This is a genomic window from Candidatus Bathyarchaeota archaeon, from assembly GCA_026014685.1.
Lineage (GTDB): Archaea > Thermoproteota > Bathyarchaeia > Bathyarchaeales > Bathycorpusculaceae > Bathycorpusculum.
The window spans coordinates 220302-239748 of the sequence record JAOZHW010000007.1 but is presented as its reverse complement, the minus strand read 5'-3'; the positions used below and the strand labels follow the sequence as shown (position 1 = coordinate 239748).

Below are 19447 nucleotides of genomic sequence, written 5' to 3'. Positions count from 1 at the left end.
CAGAGAGGAAAAGAGACGAGCATGAACAAAATACTGAAAATAATTCTGATAGTTTTCGCTGTGTTCTTTGTTGCGGTTTTTGCAGGTTTCGCCTTAGTGATCTTTGATGTTGCAGGTAACTTGGCAACTGACACGCATCCGTTACCACACGGAAACGCAACAGGCAAAGCCTTGATTGTGTATTCTCCTGGTTTAACCGGTGGCGCTAAGGATGTGGCTACAAAAATCGGCTACAACCTACAAGCAGCTGGCTACGACGTTACGTTAGCAGGCGTCAAAAGCTCCGCCGCTGCAGACATCGCAAGCTATGACCTTGTGGTGGTGGGCGGCCCAATCTATGCAGGCAAACCCGCAAGCGCCATCCAAACTTATCTAAACCGTCTAACTCAACCCGCAGGCGTAGAAGTAGGCGTGTTCGGCTATGGCAGCGCACAAATCGACGACGCGGATCAAACTGCTGTGATGGCGGATGTGGCGAACCTTCCAAGCGACAGCCACTTGGTTTTAACAGCCGCTACAAAAATTGCCAACAGTGACGATGTAGACGCTAAATGCCGACAATTCGTGACAAATCTGCTTAAATAAATTTACACTTCAAAATTTCCTTTTTCTGTCTCTGGCATAGCAGGTTGTGGTGGTTGCTGCGTTTTTTTCCTGATTAAAGGTATGATGAACTCAACCAGCAACAGCAAGATGATTAACCCAATAACAATCGGTAACCCCACAGGGTTGTTTCTCAGAAAGAGCGTTATGTGCCCAAACCATGGGATACGCATAACAACTTTGCCGATAACGAGGTTTTCGGGTACACCTTGACCGCTGTTCCAGAGCGTGCGGGAGTCATACTGGTTTGGTGAAACCTCTTTGGGCCAGGGGTCGCCGTTGCCGTCGCCTTTAGTTTGGAAGTAAAGGGTGCCGTTGATTTCGTACTTTGAAACTATTCTGTGCACAATTGGGGTGGCTGAGGGGTTGTTGGGGTTTAGGTAGACTATGACGTCGCTGTTGGGGTAATCTGCGTTTAGGGTTTTTGGGTCTACGCCTTGGATGATTATGATGTCGCCGACGTGTAATGTTTGGGCGAAGGTGTGGCTCCAGCCGTCGCATAAGCCGTCGTAGGGTACACACATGCTGCCGCTTTCAACAACGCGAACTGGGACATCTGTGTTTAGGGCGAACCGTAGCCCAAAGAAGAAACCTAAAACTATGATTACGATTATGGCGATAGCGAGTATGGATTTGAAGTTCTCGTTGCGGGTTATTTTCGGTAGTATACTCAATGTGGTGCCTTCAATTAGCTTCTAATTGAACACGTTCTTTCTTAATAAACAACATCGTTCTTAGGAGGTTAGAGTAAACAAAAAATACGCCAACTGCAGCTTCCTTGTAAGGTTACCGCACATGCTTAGGCTTAGCAACACCCAGAAAATCTTCGTTATCATGTGTATACTGGGCTTTTTCGCTATCCTTAGCTCAACTATGTCAAAAAACCCCGTGCTTAAACCCTTCGCAACCAGCTTAGGCACCCCCAACGAACTGCTGGGCATCGTAGCCTCTGCCTCAACCATACCAGGCATCCTCGTCAGTTTGCCCGCAGCATCACTCTCCGACATCTTTGGCAGACGCAAAATGCTGCTACTATCCGCTTTCGTTTTTGCCTCCGCACCTTTCTTCTACTTGGGAGTGGATTCTTGGTGGACGTTGGCGCTTGTCCGTTTCTATCACGGTTTCGCCACTGCCATCTTTATCCCAGTAGCTGAAGCCTCAATCGCCGAACTCTACCCAACCAAGCGCGGTGAGCGTATCTCGCTTTTCAGTTCTGCCACTGCGGTGGGTCGGGCTTTAGCTCCTTTTCTCGGCGGCTACATCCTGTTCGCAACTAGCCAGAGCTACTTCTCGCTCTACTTGGCTGTGGGCGTGGCGGGGGTGACGGCGTTGGTGGTTGCGGTGCTGTTTTTAGCTGAAAAAAGAGAATCAACACAGGTGGTGCGACCTGTGGAACGGTCAACCAGAAAAATGTTAGGCGGCTGGGTTTATCTAATCAGGAACCGCAGGGTTTTAGGGGTAAGCTACGTTCAAGCGATCCAGTACTACGTGTTTGGCTCCGTAGAGTTTTTCTTAGTCGGCTACTTGACGGAGGTTGCGGGACTAGACATTTTTTCCGTCGGCGTCATTGCAGGCAGCCAAATCGCTGCGCTGGTGATTGCGCGACCCCTAATAGGGCGAGTCTCGGATAGGATTGGGCGCTCTAAACCCATCATCGCAGGCGCAGCCGCCAGTTGCCTCCTGATTGCGGTAATTCCTTTCACAACAGCGTTCCCATTGCTGCTCCTCTTGGCGGTTGGGTACGGTGTAGCGTTTGCCGCTGTTCTATCTTCGACTACGCCGTTGATGAGCGAGTTGGTGCCCGCGTCGCTGGTGGGTGCTTCGATGGGTTTTCTCGCAACCGTTATGGATATAGGGCAAACTTTAGGACCCATTTTAAGCGGCATCATATTCGCAACAAGTCTGCATTATCTGGGTTTGTTTGCCTCTCTGAGTACGCTGCTGGCAAGCTCGATAGCGGTTTTTGTTTTGAGCAAAAGGCGGGTTAAGGTACCACCTTCGAATTAACCCGTCGTCTCAAGGTGCCGCTTAGCAAACTAAAAAACGCTGAGGCAACTAAGCCCACAACAGTTAACGCTAACCCCACAAAATGCATGTTAACCATGAGATTTGGATCTTCTACGGGGGTGTTTAGGTAGAATCCGTAGTAGGTGACCGAGTCCACGCCAAACGAAACAAAACCATACCACGCATTCACAAACAGCGTGCTTTCAACCAACGAAGCAAAAACCAAAAGCAACCCCGCTAAAACCAAGGCAGGTTTTATCCAGTCGATTTTTTTCTTGGTATCCAATGAACCAATCAAGACGTGGCCTTTGTCGGCTATCGACGCTGCAGCCAAACACAGGAAGGGCAACGCGAAATAGTTGTATTTCACGGCGCTGACATAGGGCACTGTCAAATGAAAAACCAAAACCAACAGCATATCAAGCGCCATAACCGCCGCGACGGCTCCGAGGCAGACAAGGTCTAAACGCAAAAACCTTTTCAGCTGCCGCCGATAGGCAACCGCAAGCGCCGCAGAAAAGAAAACCGCAGCAAACAGGAACCACCCTGCACTCTTTACATAAATTATCGGTAAGAATTCTGGTACAGGGTTGGCGACGAGTTCGGGGTGGGTGAAGTCGCTGGCGAAGTAGACGCCGAAGAAATGCTGGTTTGCAAACCCTCCAAACCAAACCGTCTGCAGAATAAGCGAGGGCAAAACAAACAACAGCACCTTGTGTCTATCCAACTTGAAGGTACTCTCTTTTCTGTTCAGAGTTATGAAGAGCAGTAGGGGGATTAGGGTGAACACGGCGAAGAGCTTGGTTAAAAAAGCCAACGCAAACACCACACCAGCAGCCAAAACCAGCCGTTCACTGTTGCGTTTAACAGCCAAAACTGCCAATGTTAGGAACGTTAGGCTCAAGAAAAGGTATTGGTTGTCGATTAAGAAAATTCTCGACATGTAAACGTGCCAGGGGACAAAACCGAAGAGCGCTGAGGCGGCTAAACCTGTTTTTTTGCCATATAGTACTGTGCCTAAGGCGTAGACTGCCGCGACGCAGCCGAGCCCAAACACAGTCACCAGAGCCACGCCATTTAGGTATGACGCGCCGAAGATTGCGAAGGTAGCAGCTGAGGTGTAGAAACCCAGCGGAGGCTGATTAATCATAAGTCCCGTTGTGACAGTGGGGTATCCTGTGGTGAGAATGCTGGCGGTGGCTTCGTATTCGAGTTGTGCATCCCAGTTGCTGTAGGTGCCCATGGGTGCGGTGATGAGGAAGCTACCGACTAAGACCAAGATGAGCATGCTGTGCTCGCATAGAAACTCCTCAACCTTCTTTGCTGTCACGGTTGCTTCCCAGACTTTAGCATCAGCGGTTTGGCAATAAAATATTATCCTAAACATTTCTGCGTGAATGTGCAAAACGTTATATGGCGAATCTGCGTTTTCCGCTGTGGAGAAAGTCTTGATCGCAACAAAAACTCAGAGGTCACCCTTACTGTATGGCGCCGCTTTATGGATGGCGCTAAACATCGTTTTAATGGCTGTAATCATCTTAAACGGCGACGTTGAAGACCTCAACAACTGGATAGAAATCGCGCTTTGGTCAACCTCGATTCCCGCGTTGCTTTCGAATCGCAAATGGGGCATAGCGTTCGCCATATTCACCTTAACCTACACGCTGAGCACCAGTGTGGGGATTTTGATTTACTATCAGGTGTGGCTAAACGCAATTCGCGTCGCAATCAACCTGCCCCTCATAGTGTACTTGTTTAAGACACTGTTCGCAGACAAAAACAACTAACACAAAATTAATGTTGGTTGAATGTGAGGTCTCTGTGGGCGCTCTGTAACTGCGCCTCAATGGGTAGCTGATAGGGGCATTTAGGCCTACATTCTCCACACCCTGTACATTTGTCCGCTTTAACTTCGAGTCCACCGTAGAGTTTACACGCCCACTCCTTGAGCCCATAAGCTTCGTGGAAGCTGTGGAATCGTAGGATAGCGGGTATGTTGATGTTTTGGGGGCAGGGCATGCAGGCTCCGCAGTCACGGCAGTAGTCGCCCAACTCAAAACTGAATCGCCTCTGCTCTTGGGGTGTTAAGCCTTTGAATTCTCCCCCTGCTTTCATCGCAGCCTCTACTTCGCCGACGCTTCGCAACCCGGGAATAACCGCGGCGACATCCTGCGATAGAACAAACCGCAGCAAACTGTTAACCCGTTCATCCGCCGATTCGCCCAGCCACGCTTTGAGTTCTGGTTCATCTGAAACCAAAGAAAGCGAAGGCCGATAGAGGCAAGTAATCAAATTCGAAGTTTTCGCCATCAATGGCTTCATGGCGACTACGCCTACGTCATGCGCCTTCGCAGCAGGTAACAGCTCTTCAATCGCCTGCCGAGTCACCGCATTTAAGGGCACCAAAACCGTGTCGAACTCGCCTGTCGCAACAGCCTTCGCGAGTACCCGTGGCTTATGCCCCGTGATGCCTACAAAATCTGCCAGCCCCTCACGGCGGGCTTCTTTGCATGTCTGCAGCGACCCATCTACGCTCATGGCTTTCTCAAGAGTTTTCTCGTCATCGATGCCATGCAATTGAAGGATGTTGACGTGGTCGGTGCGGAGGTTTTTGAGGCTCACCGCGAAGTCAGCCATCGATTCCCGTTTTGTTCGGCTCCCCGTCTTAGTCGCGATTACACATTGGCTTCGGACGTCTTGGAGGGCTTCGCCGATTTTTTCTTCACTGTCTCCGTCCCAGCGTGCCGTATCAAAATAGTTAATGCCCAAATCAAAAGCGTGCCTAACAACCTTTACCGCTTCCTCTTTTGTGAGTTCAGCTATCCATGTGCCGCCGAACCCAACCTGCGACACCGAGAGGTTTGTTCTGCCAAGCCTCCGCTTATCCACTCGGCTTCACCTAAGCCGAACCGCTGGCTTTTTTGGTTCCATGCATCAGGCGGCTTTTGGCGAAGTTGAAGATGCCTTCGCGTTTGGCGCGTTTAATGATTTGTTTAGGGGTCATGTGGAAGCTTTTGAAGAAGCGCCACTGCACAGCTTTGAGGGATTCGAAGTCGTATTCTTCGGATTTGACGCTGAGCAGGTAATCGTCTAGCTGGGTGTATTTTCCGCTCTGGAGCATCTCGTTGTAGAGTTTGCTGTCGGGGTACGCGATGAAGATGTTAAATTGGCAGTAGTCTGGGCTGAGTTTTTTGGCGAACTTCAGGGATACCTCCATGTCTGCGAGGGTTTCGTCGGGTAAGCCCAGCATGAATGAGCAGGCGGTTTTTATGCCATGTTTCTTGCAGAGCTTAAACGCGGATTCGACCTGTTCGGGAGTGGTGTTTCTGCCTATGCGTTTGAGAACTTTAGGGGAACCTGATTCGACGCCGAACCAAATCACCTTGCAACCCGCTTTGTTCATCAACTCCAAAAGCTCATCATCGACCAGATCCACGCGGGTGTCACAGACCCACTCTAAATCGAGCTTGTTTTCGATGATGAGGTGGCAGAGTTCTTTGGTTTTCTCTTTACGTAGCGTAAAATTGTCGTTTATGAAGTATATGCCTTTGGTGCCGTATTTGGCTTGCAGGTCTTGGATTTCGCCCAACACGCGTTTGGGGCTAAAACCGCGGCAGATGTTACCCCAGAGTTTGCGGGTTTCACAGAAACCACAGTTGAAGACGCAGCCACGACTGATGCTCATGACGTCGGCGGGTTTGGCGTCTAAGAATTCGATGGTGCGGTCATACTGGTCCAGCGGTAGCAGGTGCCGTGCTGGGTATGGGATTTCATCCATGTCTTCGATGAATTGGGGCGGGTTGATTATGTTGCCGCCGCTTCCTCTGCAAGCGACCCCTGGAACGGTTTCGGCTTGAGTTTTGTCGCCACTTGACAACGCGTTGGCTAACTGGGTTATCGCGCGTTCTCCTTCACCCATAACGACATAATCGATTTCTGGGTGTGCAAGAAGTGTTTCAGGTAAATAGGAGGCATGCCAACCACCGACCACGACGGTGCAGTCCTGTTTTACTTCTTTAATGAGTTTAGCAGTTTCCACGCACCGCGCAAACGTGGCTGAACCACAAGTAATACCCACCATAAACGGGGAGGCTTGCTCGACAAGTTGCTTAACCTCAGCGGCGGGTTTGTTGGCGAGGTAATTGTCAAGCATCTGAACTTTGTAGCCTGCTTTTTCGAGTGCCGCAGCGATGTACATTAAACCGATGGGAGGCAACCGTTTCCCGTGGTACCATGTGTCTTTTTCGGGCGGCGCCGTTGTCATAAGCAAGATACTGCGCTGTGAGTTTCCAGGGTTTTTTTGGGGACGTTTGGGCATGTGGGGTTTGTCTCTTGAGGGGTGATTGTTAGGTTTGATGGTTCGCAGAGTTATAGCTTTAACGGAAAAACCTACACTCTAAAATTTTTCCCTCAAAACTCGGTTTACCAAAGTTCCAAGTCTGCCAAAATATTAAGCGCACAGTGTTAAAGGGTGAATAAAACAAACTTTAAATTCTGCTTTTAACTCAAAGTAAACAAAATTTATCTCTCCAGGTCTTTACATGTCAGCAGACCCTAAAATAGACGCAATAGACGCAACAATAATCAAAATGCTTCTCGCAGAGTCACGAACCAGCTTCACTGACATTGCGAAGGTATGCAAAATCACTGTCGGTGCAGTTAGGATGCGTTACAAGCGCCTCTGGAAAGAAGGCATAATTACAGGTGAAGTGACGCTGGTTAACCCTCGATGCCTCGGCTACAGCCATATTGTAGATTTAGGAATCATAACCGACTTTGAGCATGAAGATGAAGTCGCCGCTTTTCTGGAGACCCGACCGCAAATTTCACAAGTAATTCGGCATATGGGTAAATACAATTTCTTCGGCAAAGCCGCTTTAAAAGAAATCAACAGCTTACTGGATGTAATTGAAGATTTAGAGTCCTGCCCAAAAATCAAACATGTCGATGCATTGATTTGGGCAGATGCAGTGAACGTAGAGTTCGCCTCAAACTTAACCATCAAACCGTTGCCCCTTAAAAGTGACGCAAAAAAATTACCTTCTCCAAAAACCGACATAGACCCTTCCCTGTTGGATTTCGATGACATCGATAGGCAAATCGCGATAATTGTCGCTAAAAATTCGCGGACCCCTTTTAGGCAGATCGGCGAACAGTTGGGTATATCCACTAAGACGGTTATTCAAAGGTACAAGAAGCTACGGAAAACCCTTCTTCCAACTTCAACTATTACACTGGACCTAGCTAAGTTGGGTTACAAAGCGTTAGCCCACTTTTACATAAACGTCTCAAACAGAAGTAAAATGACTGAAATCTACAGTCAGCTGCTCAAAATACCGAACCTAATCGTCATCATCAGACTCATCGGCCACTTCGATTTGTATGCAGCGGTAGCGTTGGAGGACTTTGATAAAATGTTCGAAGTCACCCAGCAGATCAACAGAATCAACAACCTTGAACCAGATGTCCTTTTGGGTCCGTCGCCAGCTGCTTGGCCGCTGGATTTGTTCTCTTCGCTGCTGGAAACTGGTGCTATGCCAAAATATTGGGCACCCAAACCGCCTAATCCTTAATTCTTTTCTATTTTTTTGCTACCCAAAAACTCATCTCAGGCTTACAGACAAGCCGATAAATGTACGCAAGGGGGTTGGGCAGCCAAGTTCCCGTTAAGTAGTGGTCTGTTCTTTGGTAGTGTTCAAAACGCTGCCGCCTAAAAACCTCGGCGATAACGGTGTGGTTTAGGGCGTGCTCTTTCTTAAACCAATAATCAGACAACGTGTAATCAATCATGGGGATTCTTAATCCGACGATTCCAAAGTAGAGGCTGTTGAGCATGGGGTTGGAGTGGAACGTGAAGCCTTTGATGATGCTTGCCAACATGCCCTTCTCAGTAGCCCAATAGTAAGGGGAGGCTTCGTGATCGATGTAGATGACTCCGCCCTTCTTGAGGTAGCCGCAAAGAGCAACAAGAGCCGCCTCGTAATCGGGCAGATGATGAAGCACTGAGTAACTGGTTATTAAATCGAACTCGCCTTCTTGGAAGGTCAACGCTTCTATGGGCGAATTGATAACCACCAACTTGTCAGGCATGAACGCGGCGTACTTCTTTTTGAGTATAGCACACATCTCAGGAGAAATATCTGTTGCAGTCACATGATACCCCATTGCGAGGAGTTTGCCCGTGAGGTTGCCTGTGCCTGCGCCTACGTCGAGGGCTTTTTTCTGGTTGTGGGTCACCATTTTGTCGATGGCGTTTAGTTGGGCTGTTAGGCGTTTTTGTTCTTTTTTGCTGTAGACTTCGGGGTGGATGGCTTCGTAATATTTGGCTTCGCTGCGGTGGACCTCTATGTTGGCTTTATGAATTTGTTCGCTTAGTGCTTGGTTGTGTAGCGTTACGTTTTCCTCCGAAGTGTATTGCATTAAAACGGTTTACAGCATTTAAATAGTTTGAGAAAAACAGACACCAATCTAATTGCTTATCAAGGAGATGCACAAGGTAGAGTTAATACATTAAAATGCGAAACGATTTAAGCATCAAACCCCTTCAAACAGACAACACTTAAGCGTGAAGCAGACATGAAACCCCACATAACGCTCGTTAACCCCGCTGCACCCGCTGGCGCCGTCATGCACTGGCCGTTTGCCCTGTTGGGTTTAGGGTACTTGGCGGCGGTTTTAGAGAAAAACAACTACAAAGTAGACGTTATCGACTGCCAAGTACAGCCGATGTCCATTGAAGAGTTCAAAAAAGAAATAGAAAAACGCCAACCAGACATCGTCGGAGTTACCTCATCTACGCTCACTTACAAGTCAGGTTTGAAGCTGATTAAAGCGGCAAGAGAAGCCTGCCCAAACTGCATAACCCTCGCAGGCGGCCCCCACGTGACATTTTGGGATGACCACGCGCTTGAGGAGTGCCCAGAATTAGACATAGTCATTCGCAGAGAAGGAGAAGCCACTCTTGTGGAGTTGGTGCAGCGTATCGAGGCTGAAGAAAGCTGCGCCGACGTTTTAGGAATAACATACCGCAAAGACGGCAAAATCATAAGAAACCCCGACCGCCCCTACATCGAAGACCTCGACAGCTTGCCCTTTCCCGCGCGGCATCTCTGGCCGATGGATAAATTCGCCCAGTACGAAGATGTCCTCTACTTGGCGATGAGCCGTGGCTGCGTTTACTGGTGTGAATTTTGCTGTACTGTGCGCATGCATGGACGCAAGTACCGTATGCGAAGTGCCAAAAACGTCGCAGACGAATTAGAGTTTCTCTACAAAACTTATGGCAAAACCAAGTTCACCTTCTGCGACGACGCCTTCACAGTCGACCAACAAAAAGTCATCGACATCTGTAACGAAATAAAGAAACGGGGACTCAAAATCGAGTGGAACTGCGGTACCCGCGTAGACATGTTAACCAAAGATTTGTTGGTCACCATGAAGGAGGCGGGTTGCGTTTCGGTTTGGTTCGGCGTCGAATCAGGTACACAGCAGATGCTGGATGCAATGAAAAAAGGCATCACACCCGAATTAACAGAAAAAGTCCTAGGTTGGGTTCGCGAAGTGGGTTTGAGACCTGTTCCAAACGTAATTTTAGGTTTCCCAGGTGAAACCAAAAAGTCCGCGTGGGACACCATCAAATTCATAGAAAAAGTCGCTCCGGACGCAGTAGGCTTCTACAACGTCGCTACACCCTTCCCGGGCACACCGCTGTATGATCAAGTTAAGGCTAACGGTTGGCTCCGCGTCACCGACTTCGACAAGTACGACACAACACGCCCGATTTTTGAGACGCCGCAGCTTAGCATGAAGGAGTTGGGGAAACTCCGTGAAGGCGCATTCCACCACTACTATCTACGAAGGGCGTACTTTATGGATAAGAGCCGACGCTTCAAACTCTCCACCGCCATCGTAGTCGGTATGCATTTAATTGCGAACATCAAGCTGAAACTGAGAAGGAACTAGTTGCTTCTCGGTCGCCGCTTCTTCCTATACTTCAAGCCTTCATAGAGAAAAATCGCTGCAGAAACAACCGTCACAATCGTTAAAAGCCAAAACGAGCCCTCAACCATCGAACCCAACAAAAGATGCGGAATCAAAACCGCAAACTCTGCAAGCAAAACCCCCAAAAAAACCAAACCAAAAATCGCAAAGCGCAGAACCAGCCTTTTCCCAACCCAAACATACCCCTTCAAATTAACCTTCTTTTTGGCCACATAGTTACCGTAGTCGTCTTTAACAACCAAATCTAAGTCGATGAGGCGCTGAAGGTTACGGTAGGCAACGCTTGGGCTGCTGAGGTTGGCGCCGCGCATCAAATCCCGTGGACCCACAGGTTTGTCGGCTTTAACAATGTAAACGTATGTTTGGAATAGTGTTGAGTTGAGTTCTTCGTTTGGCTCCAAAGGGTTAGGCTCCGTTGTTGACAATTAGGGTGGTGTATGCTTAAAAAATATGCGTCGGCAAATGTGGTGGGGTTTGCTGGGGCTCTGGTTTTTAGGAGAAAGAAATGCAAACGCTACTTTGCAACTCTTAAGTTTGAGCCAGAGCCCTCTCAGCCTCGTTCTTTCTCCAACACTTATTTGGGACTAAAAAAGGGGAAGGGATTTTGGTGTTTGTTGTTTTATGGTCTTTTCTTGAGGACCATTATGATTACTACGCCGACTAAGACGATAGCAATTATAATGGCGACTACTGCTGGAACAAAGTACATCTCAACGGGTGATGCAGGTGCTGGTGTGGGTGCAGCGGTTGGCTGTGGTGCGTCTTCGACTTCTATCGCGGTCACTGCAGTTGAACCGTAGTATGATTTTGTGCCGTCAAAGGTTGCGATGAGGGTGTATCTGCCTGGAACTTCTGGCACAAATGAGGTGCTGTAGAAACCGTTTGCGTCGCTTGTTGCGCTAGCTACTTTGTAGTGGTTGCCGTTGGGGTCAAACACAGTTATGGTTACATCTACGCCTGTGGCGTTGGTTGGGCGTGGGTACTGCATCCAGACGTATTGCATCCAATCCGTCATGCTTGCGTCTGAGACTGCGGGGACACCGTTGGGGAAGCGAACTTTGATGTCATAGTTGCTTAGGCCTGGTGCAAGGTCAGTTACGAAGCCTTCCACTAGGACTTTGTTGCCGTTAGTTGAGACTTTGGGTGCCGCGGAAATCGTTGTTGCGCTGGGGCCTTTGCCAAATGAGTATAGGCGGTTGTCGTAGCCTGCGTTGAGACCTGCCATTACGCTGTCGCCGATGACGCATGTTCCGCCCCACCAGTTAGCAAACCAGCTGATTCGCCAGATTTCTTCACCTGTGGTTGCGTTGAGGCAGACCATGGGTGCGCCTCTTGAGCTTAGGTTGGGTGAGTGCTCTGCGTAGGACAGGTAGATTTTGCCGTCGGTGACGAAGTGGAACATGGTTGGGAAGTTTTCGCTCCATAGGATTTCTGAGTAGGGGTCTGAGCAGTTATAGTTCCAGACTCGTTTGCCTGTTTGCATGTCGTAGGCGATTGTTTGTCCGCTCATGCGTTCGCTGAAGAATAATCCGTAGCCGTGGCAGGGGCCGTACCATTTGTCGTAGTATTGTAGGTATGGTTCAGGTTCGGTTTCCCACATGAAATTCCCGGTATTTAGGTTGAAGCCGTAGAATCGGATGTTTTCTTTGCAGGATATGATGAAAACGCGGTCTTCGAAGCTGACGTCGCTCCAAACCCAGTTTGCGTCTTCAAACCCTGAAGGTACCGTCCAAGTTTTGTTCCATAACAGTTGCCCCGCGGTTTCTGGTTTTGTGCTAATTGCCCATGAAGTGATGGTTGAGCCTCTGTAACTTGGGAATGCAGATGCCTGTGACCCAAGTATGCAGTCGTTAACTTCTGCGTGGCATACTGCGCCTGGTAGTCCTTTGGGTATGGTTACATTCCACATTATGCCTCTTGTGCCGTTGTATGTGTTTCCGGGTACGTCCCAACTGCCGTCTGCAACAGCCATTGCTGTCTGGGGGTTTGTAGCTCGACTCGAGTTCCAGCATATCATCCAGCCGTTTTGTAGGTTAACTTGGTATCTTATGATTTCGCCTCTTTCGCCATAGTAGTTATAGTTTGGGCTCGCTGAGGGAACATCGGTTATGCGGTATACCCATCTGCCAGTTAATGCGTCGTATGCGTCCCATGTGGTGCCAGTTGTTGTCCATAAGTATGCGAATGCGCCGTAGTAGTTGAATCCTTGGAAGTTGTATACCTGACCAAAGGCTAAGCGTGTGTTATTCCAGTTTTTAACCCATAGTTCTTCGCCAGTTTTCAGGTTGATTGCGTGGACATTTTGTTCTACATTTGTACCGCCTGTGGATTGGAAAGCGTTGTAGTACATTACGCCGTCGATGACAACGGTACCTAAGAATTTGCCGACGTATGCGTCACCCATCTCGTAACCCATTACTCCCTGTTCGCCTCCAGTCATGCCTCCTTGGGCATACTGTTTGGTCCAGAGTATGTGAGCTGTTTCAGGTGCTTCAGAATTGCCTTCGTGGAACTTTTCGATTGGGGGCATGCTGTAGCTACCTGCGGGTCTTAACCATTGGCCTGTCAGAGGAGCCCATTCGTAGAATTGTGCGTTGATGGGTCTGTTCCAGTATTCAGTTGGCAGCGGAAAACCTGGAAAGTAAGGTATGGGTTCTTCTTGAACGACCAAATTAAGCCATTCGCTGGTGCTAGCAGTAAAAGTATATTCAACAGCGGGGAATGTGAATGCAGGGACCATTTTCTGTTCTGGGAAGTGTGTTCTTAGTTTGTATGTTCCGACTTGGTCGGGTACGAGGACTGTGCCTGTTCCGCCTGTGGAGTCTGTGTTGAATGGTCCAAGGGTTGTGGTTGTGTTGTCTGGTCGGATTACTTCGACGGTTAGGCCTTTCCATTGGAAGTAGGTGCCGTTGGTGGCTTCGGAGATGCCGAGGTGGATGAGTGTTTCTTGGCCGACGCCGACGGGGTTTGGTGTGGCGTTACAGAATGCGTAGGTTTTTCTAGTTAAGGCGGTTTGTGCGTCGATTGCTGGTAGTATCGCTATCATTGGTAGTATGAATGAGAGCAGTAGGATTGTTGCTGCTGCTTTTTTTATACTAATTTTCATTTTTCTTTTTCTCCTTAAGTGCGTGCTTCTACATCTCGATGTGTTGTGTTTATAAAACTTTTCAAAACACTGCTTTATACTGATTTATTATTAATAATAAATTGCTAAATCACTAAAATTTTATCATAATGGATATATATTATGACGTATAATTAAAGAAGAAAAACACAAACACCTATCTATCACACAAGAAACTGGCTACACATATGTCCCCCAAAGTTGAAATCGACGAAATAGACGAACAAATCATACACCTCCTCATCAAAGACGCACGCCTAAGCCTAAAAGAAATAGCCAAAAAATGCGGCATATCCGCCGTATCAGTATTCAACCGAATAAACCGCCTCAAAAAACAAGGCGTCATCACAGGCGCAACCCTGTTCGCCTCACTGGATAATTTCAAACTATACCTAGTTGCCTCTATTGGAATGGAAACTGAAAACGACGCCGACGTAGATGAAATTTTAAGGTTTTTCAAAGAACACACCTGCCTAATCGAGCCCTCCGTAAGCATAGGAAAATACGACCTCTACGCATTGATTTATTCAGAAAATTTCGAAAGCCTAAACGATCGCGTGGAAATGGTGCGGCGGCTACCTGGAATCCGAAAAGTCGTTGTGTCCGTGTGGTCAGGGTTACCAATCCTAAATTTCGAAAACATTGATTTGATGCCGAAAACTGGGTGTACCTGATGGACAAGCTAGATTACCTCATTTTAGCTGAACTGCAAAAAGACGGGTTGATGTCTTTTGTTGACATAGCAAAAAATGTTCACTCCACCCCCTGCACCGTTCGAAGACGCTATGAAAAAATGAAGAAAGAGGGCAAAATTTTTCGCTGCATCGTATCCCTTGACTTGGCGCGGTTAGGCTACCAAGGAAAAACTTTTCTACTCATTAACCTGCTGCCGAACAGCAACAAATTCGAAACCGTGGCGTACCTAAAGAACATAAAAAACGTGCTAGTAGTCACAGAAATCATCGGCCCCTGCGACATAATGGCGATCGCGCCTATTACAGACCTAACAAGCATCCAAACACTGATATCGGAGGCAAAAAAAGCGCCCAACATCCAAAAAGTTGATTTTTACTGCATAAACAACAATAGTTTTCCAATCGGGCACAACTTTGGTGAGATGCTCAATCAGAGATGCCGGGTTCTTGCAGATAAACTGTGAGAGCTTCAAGCAGGGTGGATTTTGGAAAAATCTATTAGCATCATATTCTAAAATGCCCAAAAGGCAGGCGAGGTTTGCCCCTAAGGAGAAAGAAAAGTGAACACTAAAGCAGTAGCGGTTGCTATCGCTTTCACTGCTCTCGCAACAGTGCTAAACTACATCAAAATTCCTGTACCTTATTTGCCATACTTTTCGTATCAAATGGGCGACGTCGTCTTGATTGTGGCGCTGTTGCTTTTTGGGTTGAAGCCAGCCCTTTTAATTGCAACCCTAAACATGCTCATGACGATTGTGCTCTACCAAAACCCCGCGGGTCCAATCGGGCCACCTTACTATTTAATTTCAGTCATTGCAATGTTTTTAGGGATTTACTCTGCAATAGAGTTTGTTAAGCGGCGCCAAATGTCAAAAAACGTTTACGTAGCCAAATCGGTGGGGTTCTCCACAACCCTTGGCGCGGTAAGTAGGACATTAATTATGTTGCCGCTGGATTATTTTGTGTATGGTTTCTTGGTGTCGGTGGTTTCGGGGTTGTCTATTGCAGCTTCGTATAATATGGTGCTTGCAATGCTGCCCGCCATGATTATCTACAACATAACCGTGCCCATCATCATGGTTCCATTAAGTTACCTCATAGCCAAAAGACTAGTTAAGTACGGCTCGCTAGTTTCGAATTCTCCGCTAATTTAAAGTGAGAAGAAACCGTGTTTCTTGAAGTAAACAATCAATGCTACGATGACGATTAGGGCTGTCACTGCGGCGGTTACCTCTATCAGGGTTAAGGTGGCTGAGTTCTGTTTTGCTTGCATATCAGGGTCTGTTGATGCGACAACCACATTGTCATCATTGAAAGGCTCCATAAGGGGGTAGTTATCTACGCCGTACACTTGCTCTTTCCAGACGGCATTGCTTATGTAACCTGTGTAGTATTCTGCCATGATTTGGTAGGGTTGGTCGCCTATGTGGTTGCCATCGCTGTCAGTGCCGTTGTATGTGCTCCAGTAGTTGCCTTCTGTTCCATCATCCCAAATGTTCGACGTTGTATTTACTAGGCTTAGGCTTTCTATGGGTATTTGGTTGCCGATAAAGTTGTTATGTACAAATGTATTGTAACCAGATGATTGATCGTTGACCAAACCCGTTTTAAAGACGTTTTGTGGCGGTAAACAAACGCCTGCGCCTCCATCTAGAAACGTGTTTCCGACGATTTTGTTGTACCATGAAGTTTGAGCCACTAATCCATTGTTGTTTCGAACAAAGGTATTTCCAGAAATCGTGTTGTACTGGGATCCTGTTAGCCATAAACCCAAGCCACAATCTGAAACTATGTTACCAGAGATGTTGCAGTATTGGGCATTTTGAAGATGAATTCCAGACAGCCCTTCTTCCCAGTCAGTATGCCTTACAAAGAAGGCGGAACTGTTGCCAGGGGGACGTATATAGTAGCGGTGTGCACTATTGTGGTCTTGAGAGAACAAAATCGTCAAACCTGTTATGGTGACGTTATAATAGCGGACCTGAATAACGGTTTCGCGATAGTTCCCGTTGAGTACAGTTTTGTTTGTATCCTCGCCCCTGATTGTCAACCGTTTATCGATGACTAAGGTTTCATTGTAGATGCCTTGTTTGATGAATATTGTGTCGTCGTCTTTAGCGTTCTGGATGGCTTGGTTTATGGTGAGAAAATCGTCGGGAACCACTATCACGTTTCCCTTTGCCTCCAAAGGCTGAAACACAACTATAGAAGCCGCTAACATGAAGATGATTATCGTTAAGCTTGCAGCTTTGCGCATACAGTTCACCATCAAGTCAACTGTAACAGCGGATTTAGTTCTACTCAAGGAACAAAATGTTCCCAAACTGGAACACTCATGCTCACTTTGGGGCTGTTTTTTTGGGTGTGTTTTTGGCAAAACTATAAGCAGAAGGAAGCCGCCAGTTCACTGTAAGGCTTTGACATGAGTAGGATTAGTCGAGTCAAGAAATACTTGATTCCCACCACCCTCATCGCCCTCATAGTGCTCTCCGCCACACTTCTCCAGCTACATCTAAGCCTAACAAGCGCCACCATAAACAGCAACCCCTACGTTGGGATCGCGTTCTGCGGAAACACCAGCGCCGAAGCCAAAACCCAAATCGACCGGACAAAAACCTACACTAACCTGTTTATTCTAGACATCGGGAGAAGCACACTAAGCAGAAACGAAACGGCGGTTATGGAAATCTGCGATTACGCGGTAGCCAACGGGCAAAGCGTCATAGTTAACTTGGGGATCAACAGTCCCTACGATAACGACACCACCACTTGGTTTTGGGAGCAGGACATGACTGCTGTTAAGCAGAATTGGACACAACGTTGGGGGAATAAGTTCCTTGGTGTCTATTACAACGATGAGCCCGGAGGAATCCAACTGGATGGCGAGTGGGGACTTTGGTATCAATGGTTCGGTGAACACCTCAACGAAATAGACCATTCAGCAGCCGAAGCTATGTACCAGATTTACCTAAAAATGCTCAACTACGTAGATAACGGCGTCAAACCCACAGATTACAACATGGAAGCTGACTTCTTCATCAACGAAGTGATCGTAAAAGACCCTGGCATGCAGAACCTAACCACTGGAGGTATCCCGATTTTCACTTCAGATTACTGTTTGTATTGGTGGGACTACATAGGCGGCTATGATGTAATGTTCGCCGAGTTAGGTTGGAATGCCAGTGTTGCCCAGCAGATAGCTCAAGTAAAAGGTGCAGCTCGTTTAATGGATAAAGAGTGGGGTGCCATGATCACTTGGAAATATTATGATGTGCCTTTTCTTGATTCAGGCGAAAAAATCTACAGCCAGATGCTGACCGCCTATCAGGCAGGAGCCAAGTACATAGTGATCTTTAACTATGCCAAAGACGACAACGGTAACACAGCAGCCGCTATGATTGACGAGCACTATCTTGCGCTGGAGCGTTTCTGGAACGACATCCACAGCAAGCCCTATACTGACTTAAGTAAACCTGAGGCGGTGCTGGTTTTACCCCACAATTATGGTTGGGGCATGCGTGAACCCGACGACAAAATTTGGGGCTTCTGGAATACGGATGATAACACAGAGCAAATCGCCATCATCATGGGGAAACTGTTGGCGAGGTACGGCGCATCGCTGGACATCGTTTTTGAGGATGAAGCTTACCCAGTTTCGAAAGCGGATTATAAGTCGGTTTACTACTGGAACCAAACCCTCCCCGCTACCCGCTAAAAAGAACTTAGTAGTAAACACATCAGCTTCTTTCTGACAGTCGCCCTAAGTAAGCGGGCAATTCCGCGCCTTCTGTAACATCAATAAGGCTACTATCTGGATTACCGCTGAGAATCCAATCCATATTAACACAGAATATCCGCTGTCCATCAAGAAACCAAAGATGGCTCCGCTGGCAAGCGTACCGACACCCAAAACGGTGTTAAAAACGCCGTACGCGGTGCCTCGCTGGTTGAGCGAAACCAAATTGCTAACTGCAGCACGGTAAATCGATTCCTGCATTCCTAAAACTAAACCGAACAGGACACAGGCTGCGATTACTCCAGTTAAGCCGCCGTAGGCGATAGCGAGCACAGGGAGAAGTGAAAGGGCAAAGGGTAACAAAAGAATTTTCAAACCTATTTTGTCGAAAAGGTGCCCTGACACTAAAGCCATCGGAACATCGACCACTTGAACAATGACATAGAGGAAAGGAATAATCCACTGCGCCCCTAGCGGTTGAAGAATCATGGAGCCACGAAACAGTATCAAAGCTACAGGAAGAAGACCGAGTGTGTTTAGGAACACTGCTGAGCAGTAGAGCCAGAAGTGGCGGTTAAGCGGTGTTTTTTTGTCGTTGGCTGCTTTTATTTCAACCTCTATGTTTTGGTCTACTTTTTTACCGATTTTTTTATAGGTGAAAATCAACGCGATTATCATTAGAATGAAGGGAATTATCAGCAGTTCAAACGCAATGGAGTAATTGTTTGCAGTTAGCAGTAGTATAACGCCGAAAAGTGCGGGCCCAATGATTGCGCCTATTTGATCGATAGCTTCGTGAAGACCAAAAGCTTTCCCTGCCCCAACACTTTTACTAATAACCGAGACAACCGTGTCCCGAGAAGGCGACCTCAAAGCCTTCCCTAATCGCTCCGTCAAAATTAAAGCGATAACTAATTCTACACTCGTTGACACGCCTACTAGGGGTATGGCAAGTATGCAGCCGTAACCGAGGAAAATGAAAAACCAGTACGCGCGGCTCTTATCTGCCAGTTTGCCTGTGACGAGTCTTGCAGCATAACCAAGAAACTCTCCAAACCCGCTGACTAAACCGATGGTTAACGCGGAGAGACCCAGAAAACTCAGGTAATCAGGAGTTATGCCTCTGCCTGACTCGTAAACGATGTCGCCTAACATGCTTACGATACCCATTGTGAGGATTGCAACGTAGGCGGTTCTTTTTGAGATAGTCAAGCAGCTAACCCTTTGCTATAAGAGGACTTGGTTATTCTGTTTGTTCTTAAAGGCATTATGGTCGGTTAC

Annotated in this window: 18 protein-coding genes; 9 read left to right on the top strand and 9 right to left on the bottom strand. The window is 47.6% G+C overall.

Annotated elements, in window-relative coordinates; all coding sequences use genetic code 11:
* Positions 1-21 precede the first annotated feature (21 nt).
* Complete coding sequence (locus tag NWE96_05525) at positions 22-585, top strand: hypothetical protein (protein MCW3983437.1); 564 nt, start codon at positions 22-24, stop codon at positions 583-585.
* Between the two features lie 2 nt (positions 586-587).
* Here the strand turns inward: NWE96_05525 and NWE96_05520 are convergent, their stop codons facing one another.
* Positions 588-1277: a hypothetical protein gene (locus NWE96_05520; protein ID MCW3983436.1), complete on the bottom strand. Its 690-nt coding sequence runs from the start codon at positions 1275-1277 to the stop codon at positions 588-590.
* Positions 1278-1398: 121 nt separating this feature from the next.
* Between NWE96_05520 and NWE96_05515 the strand changes: the two genes are divergently transcribed.
* A complete protein-coding gene (locus NWE96_05515; GenBank protein MCW3983435.1) occupies positions 1399-2610 on the top strand; it encodes an MFS transporter in 1212 nt (403 codons plus the stop codon).
* On the opposite strand, the gene NWE96_05510 is transcribed toward NWE96_05515, so the two are convergent.
* The gene (locus tag NWE96_05510; protein MCW3983434.1) at positions 2588-3940 is read right to left on the bottom strand and encodes a glycosyltransferase family 39 protein; all 1353 of its coding nucleotides are present in this window, start codon (positions 3938-3940) and stop codon (positions 2588-2590) included. The genes NWE96_05515 and NWE96_05510 overlap by 23 nt on opposite strands.
* A gap of 118 nt (positions 3941-4058) precedes the next feature.
* Here NWE96_05510 and NWE96_05505 point away from each other — a divergent pair, with 118 nt between their 5' ends.
* On the top strand, positions 4059-4397 hold the full coding sequence (locus NWE96_05505) for a hypothetical protein (protein MCW3983433.1): 339 nt from the start codon (positions 4059-4061) through the stop codon (positions 4395-4397).
* A gap of 7 nt (positions 4398-4404) precedes the next feature.
* Here the strand turns inward: NWE96_05505 and NWE96_05500 are convergent, their stop codons facing one another.
* Positions 4405-5499, bottom strand: coding sequence for an aldo/keto reductase (locus NWE96_05500; protein MCW3983432.1), 1095 nt, complete (start codon positions 5497-5499; stop codon positions 4405-4407).
* 10 nt (positions 5500-5509) lie between these two features.
* On the bottom strand, positions 5510-6874 hold the full coding sequence (locus tag NWE96_05495) for a B12-binding domain-containing radical SAM protein (GenBank protein MCW3983431.1): 1365 nt from the start codon (positions 6872-6874) through the stop codon (positions 5510-5512).
* Positions 6875-7151: 277 nt separating this feature from the next.
* On the opposite strand from NWE96_05495, the gene NWE96_05490 reads away from it, so the two are divergent.
* Positions 7152-8183, top strand: coding sequence for an AsnC family transcriptional regulator (locus NWE96_05490; GenBank protein ID MCW3983430.1), 1032 nt, complete (start codon positions 7152-7154; stop codon positions 8181-8183).
* Between the two features lie 7 nt (positions 8184-8190).
* On the opposite strand, the gene NWE96_05485 is transcribed toward NWE96_05490, so the two are convergent.
* Positions 8191-9030: a class I SAM-dependent methyltransferase gene (locus NWE96_05485; protein ID MCW3983429.1), complete on the bottom strand. Its 840-nt coding sequence runs from the start codon at positions 9028-9030 to the stop codon at positions 8191-8193.
* A gap of 156 nt (positions 9031-9186) precedes the next feature.
* Here NWE96_05485 and NWE96_05480 point away from each other — a divergent pair, with 156 nt between their 5' ends.
* Positions 9187-10572: a B12-binding domain-containing radical SAM protein gene (locus NWE96_05480; GenBank protein ID MCW3983428.1), complete on the top strand. Its 1386-nt coding sequence runs from the start codon at positions 9187-9189 to the stop codon at positions 10570-10572.
* Here the strand turns inward: NWE96_05480 and NWE96_05475 are convergent.
* Both NWE96_05475 and NWE96_05470 read right to left on the bottom strand, forming a co-directional pair.
* Entirely contained in the window at positions 10569-11012 is a 444-nt protein-coding gene (locus NWE96_05475) for a hypothetical protein (GenBank protein ID MCW3983427.1), read from the bottom strand. The genes NWE96_05480 and NWE96_05475 overlap by 4 nt on opposite strands.
* A gap of 218 nt (positions 11013-11230) precedes the next feature.
* Positions 11231-13717, bottom strand: a complete 2487-nt coding sequence (locus NWE96_05470) for a hypothetical protein (GenBank protein ID MCW3983426.1) — start codon at positions 13715-13717, stop codon at positions 11231-11233.
* A gap of 206 nt (positions 13718-13923) precedes the next feature.
* Between NWE96_05470 and NWE96_05465 the strand changes: the two genes are divergently transcribed.
* From NWE96_05465 to NWE96_05455, 3 genes are all read left to right on the top strand, one after another.
* A complete protein-coding gene (locus tag NWE96_05465; protein MCW3983425.1) occupies positions 13924-14409 on the top strand; it encodes an AsnC family transcriptional regulator in 486 nt (161 codons plus the stop codon).
* Positions 14409-14894 carry an Lrp/AsnC family transcriptional regulator gene (locus NWE96_05460; GenBank protein ID MCW3983424.1) on the top strand — a complete coding sequence of 162 codons (486 nt, stop codon included), beginning with the start codon at positions 14409-14411 and terminating at the stop codon, positions 14892-14894. Before NWE96_05465 ends, NWE96_05460 begins: the two co-directional genes overlap by 1 nt.
* A 96-nt stretch (positions 14895-14990) precedes the next feature.
* On the top strand, positions 14991-15584 hold the full coding sequence (locus NWE96_05455) for a hypothetical protein (GenBank protein ID MCW3983423.1): 594 nt from the start codon (positions 14991-14993) through the stop codon (positions 15582-15584).
* Here NWE96_05455 and NWE96_05450 read toward each other — a convergent pair.
* Entirely contained in the window at positions 15581-16735 is a 1155-nt protein-coding gene (locus tag NWE96_05450) for a right-handed parallel beta-helix repeat-containing protein (GenBank protein MCW3983422.1), read from the bottom strand. The two genes, NWE96_05455 and NWE96_05450, sit on opposite strands and share 4 nt — an antisense overlap.
* Positions 16736-16852: 117 nt before the next feature.
* Between NWE96_05450 and NWE96_05445 the strand changes: the two genes are divergently transcribed.
* Positions 16853-18145 carry a hypothetical protein gene (locus NWE96_05445; GenBank protein ID MCW3983421.1) on the top strand — a complete coding sequence of 431 codons (1293 nt, stop codon included), beginning with the start codon at positions 16853-16855 and terminating at the stop codon, positions 18143-18145.
* Between the two features lie 45 nt (positions 18146-18190).
* Here NWE96_05445 and NWE96_05440 read toward each other — a convergent pair whose 3' ends face one another.
* Positions 18191-19378: an MFS transporter gene (locus NWE96_05440; protein MCW3983420.1), complete on the bottom strand. Its 1188-nt coding sequence runs from the start codon at positions 19376-19378 to the stop codon at positions 18191-18193.
* Positions 19379-19447: the final 69 nt, after the last annotated feature.

Coding starts and splice junctions, on each gene's coding strand:
- NWE96_05525 (MCW3983437.1), top strand. CDS start 22: ATGAACAAAATACTGAAAATAATTCTGATAGTTTTCGCTGTGTTCTTT.
- NWE96_05515 (MCW3983435.1), top strand. CDS start 1,399: ATGCTTAGGCTTAGCAACACCCAGAAAATCTTCGTTATCATGTGTATA.
- NWE96_05495 (MCW3983431.1), bottom strand. CDS start 6,874: ATGACAACGGCGCCGCCCGAAAAAGACACATGGTACCACGGGAAACGG.
- NWE96_05490 (MCW3983430.1), top strand. CDS start 7,152: ATGTCAGCAGACCCTAAAATAGACGCAATAGACGCAACAATAATCAAA.
- NWE96_05485 (MCW3983429.1), bottom strand. CDS start 9,030: ATGCAATACACTTCGGAGGAAAACGTAACGCTACACAACCAAGCACTA.
- NWE96_05480 (MCW3983428.1), top strand. CDS start 9,187: ATGAAACCCCACATAACGCTCGTTAACCCCGCTGCACCCGCTGGCGCC.
- NWE96_05470 (MCW3983426.1), bottom strand. CDS start 13,717: ATGAAAATTAGTATAAAAAAAGCAGCAGCAACAATCCTACTGCTCTCA.
- NWE96_05465 (MCW3983425.1), top strand. CDS start 13,924: ATGTCCCCCAAAGTTGAAATCGACGAAATAGACGAACAAATCATACAC.
- NWE96_05460 (MCW3983424.1), top strand. CDS start 14,409: ATGGACAAGCTAGATTACCTCATTTTAGCTGAACTGCAAAAAGACGGG.
- NWE96_05445 (MCW3983421.1), top strand. CDS start 16,853: ATGAGTAGGATTAGTCGAGTCAAGAAATACTTGATTCCCACCACCCTC.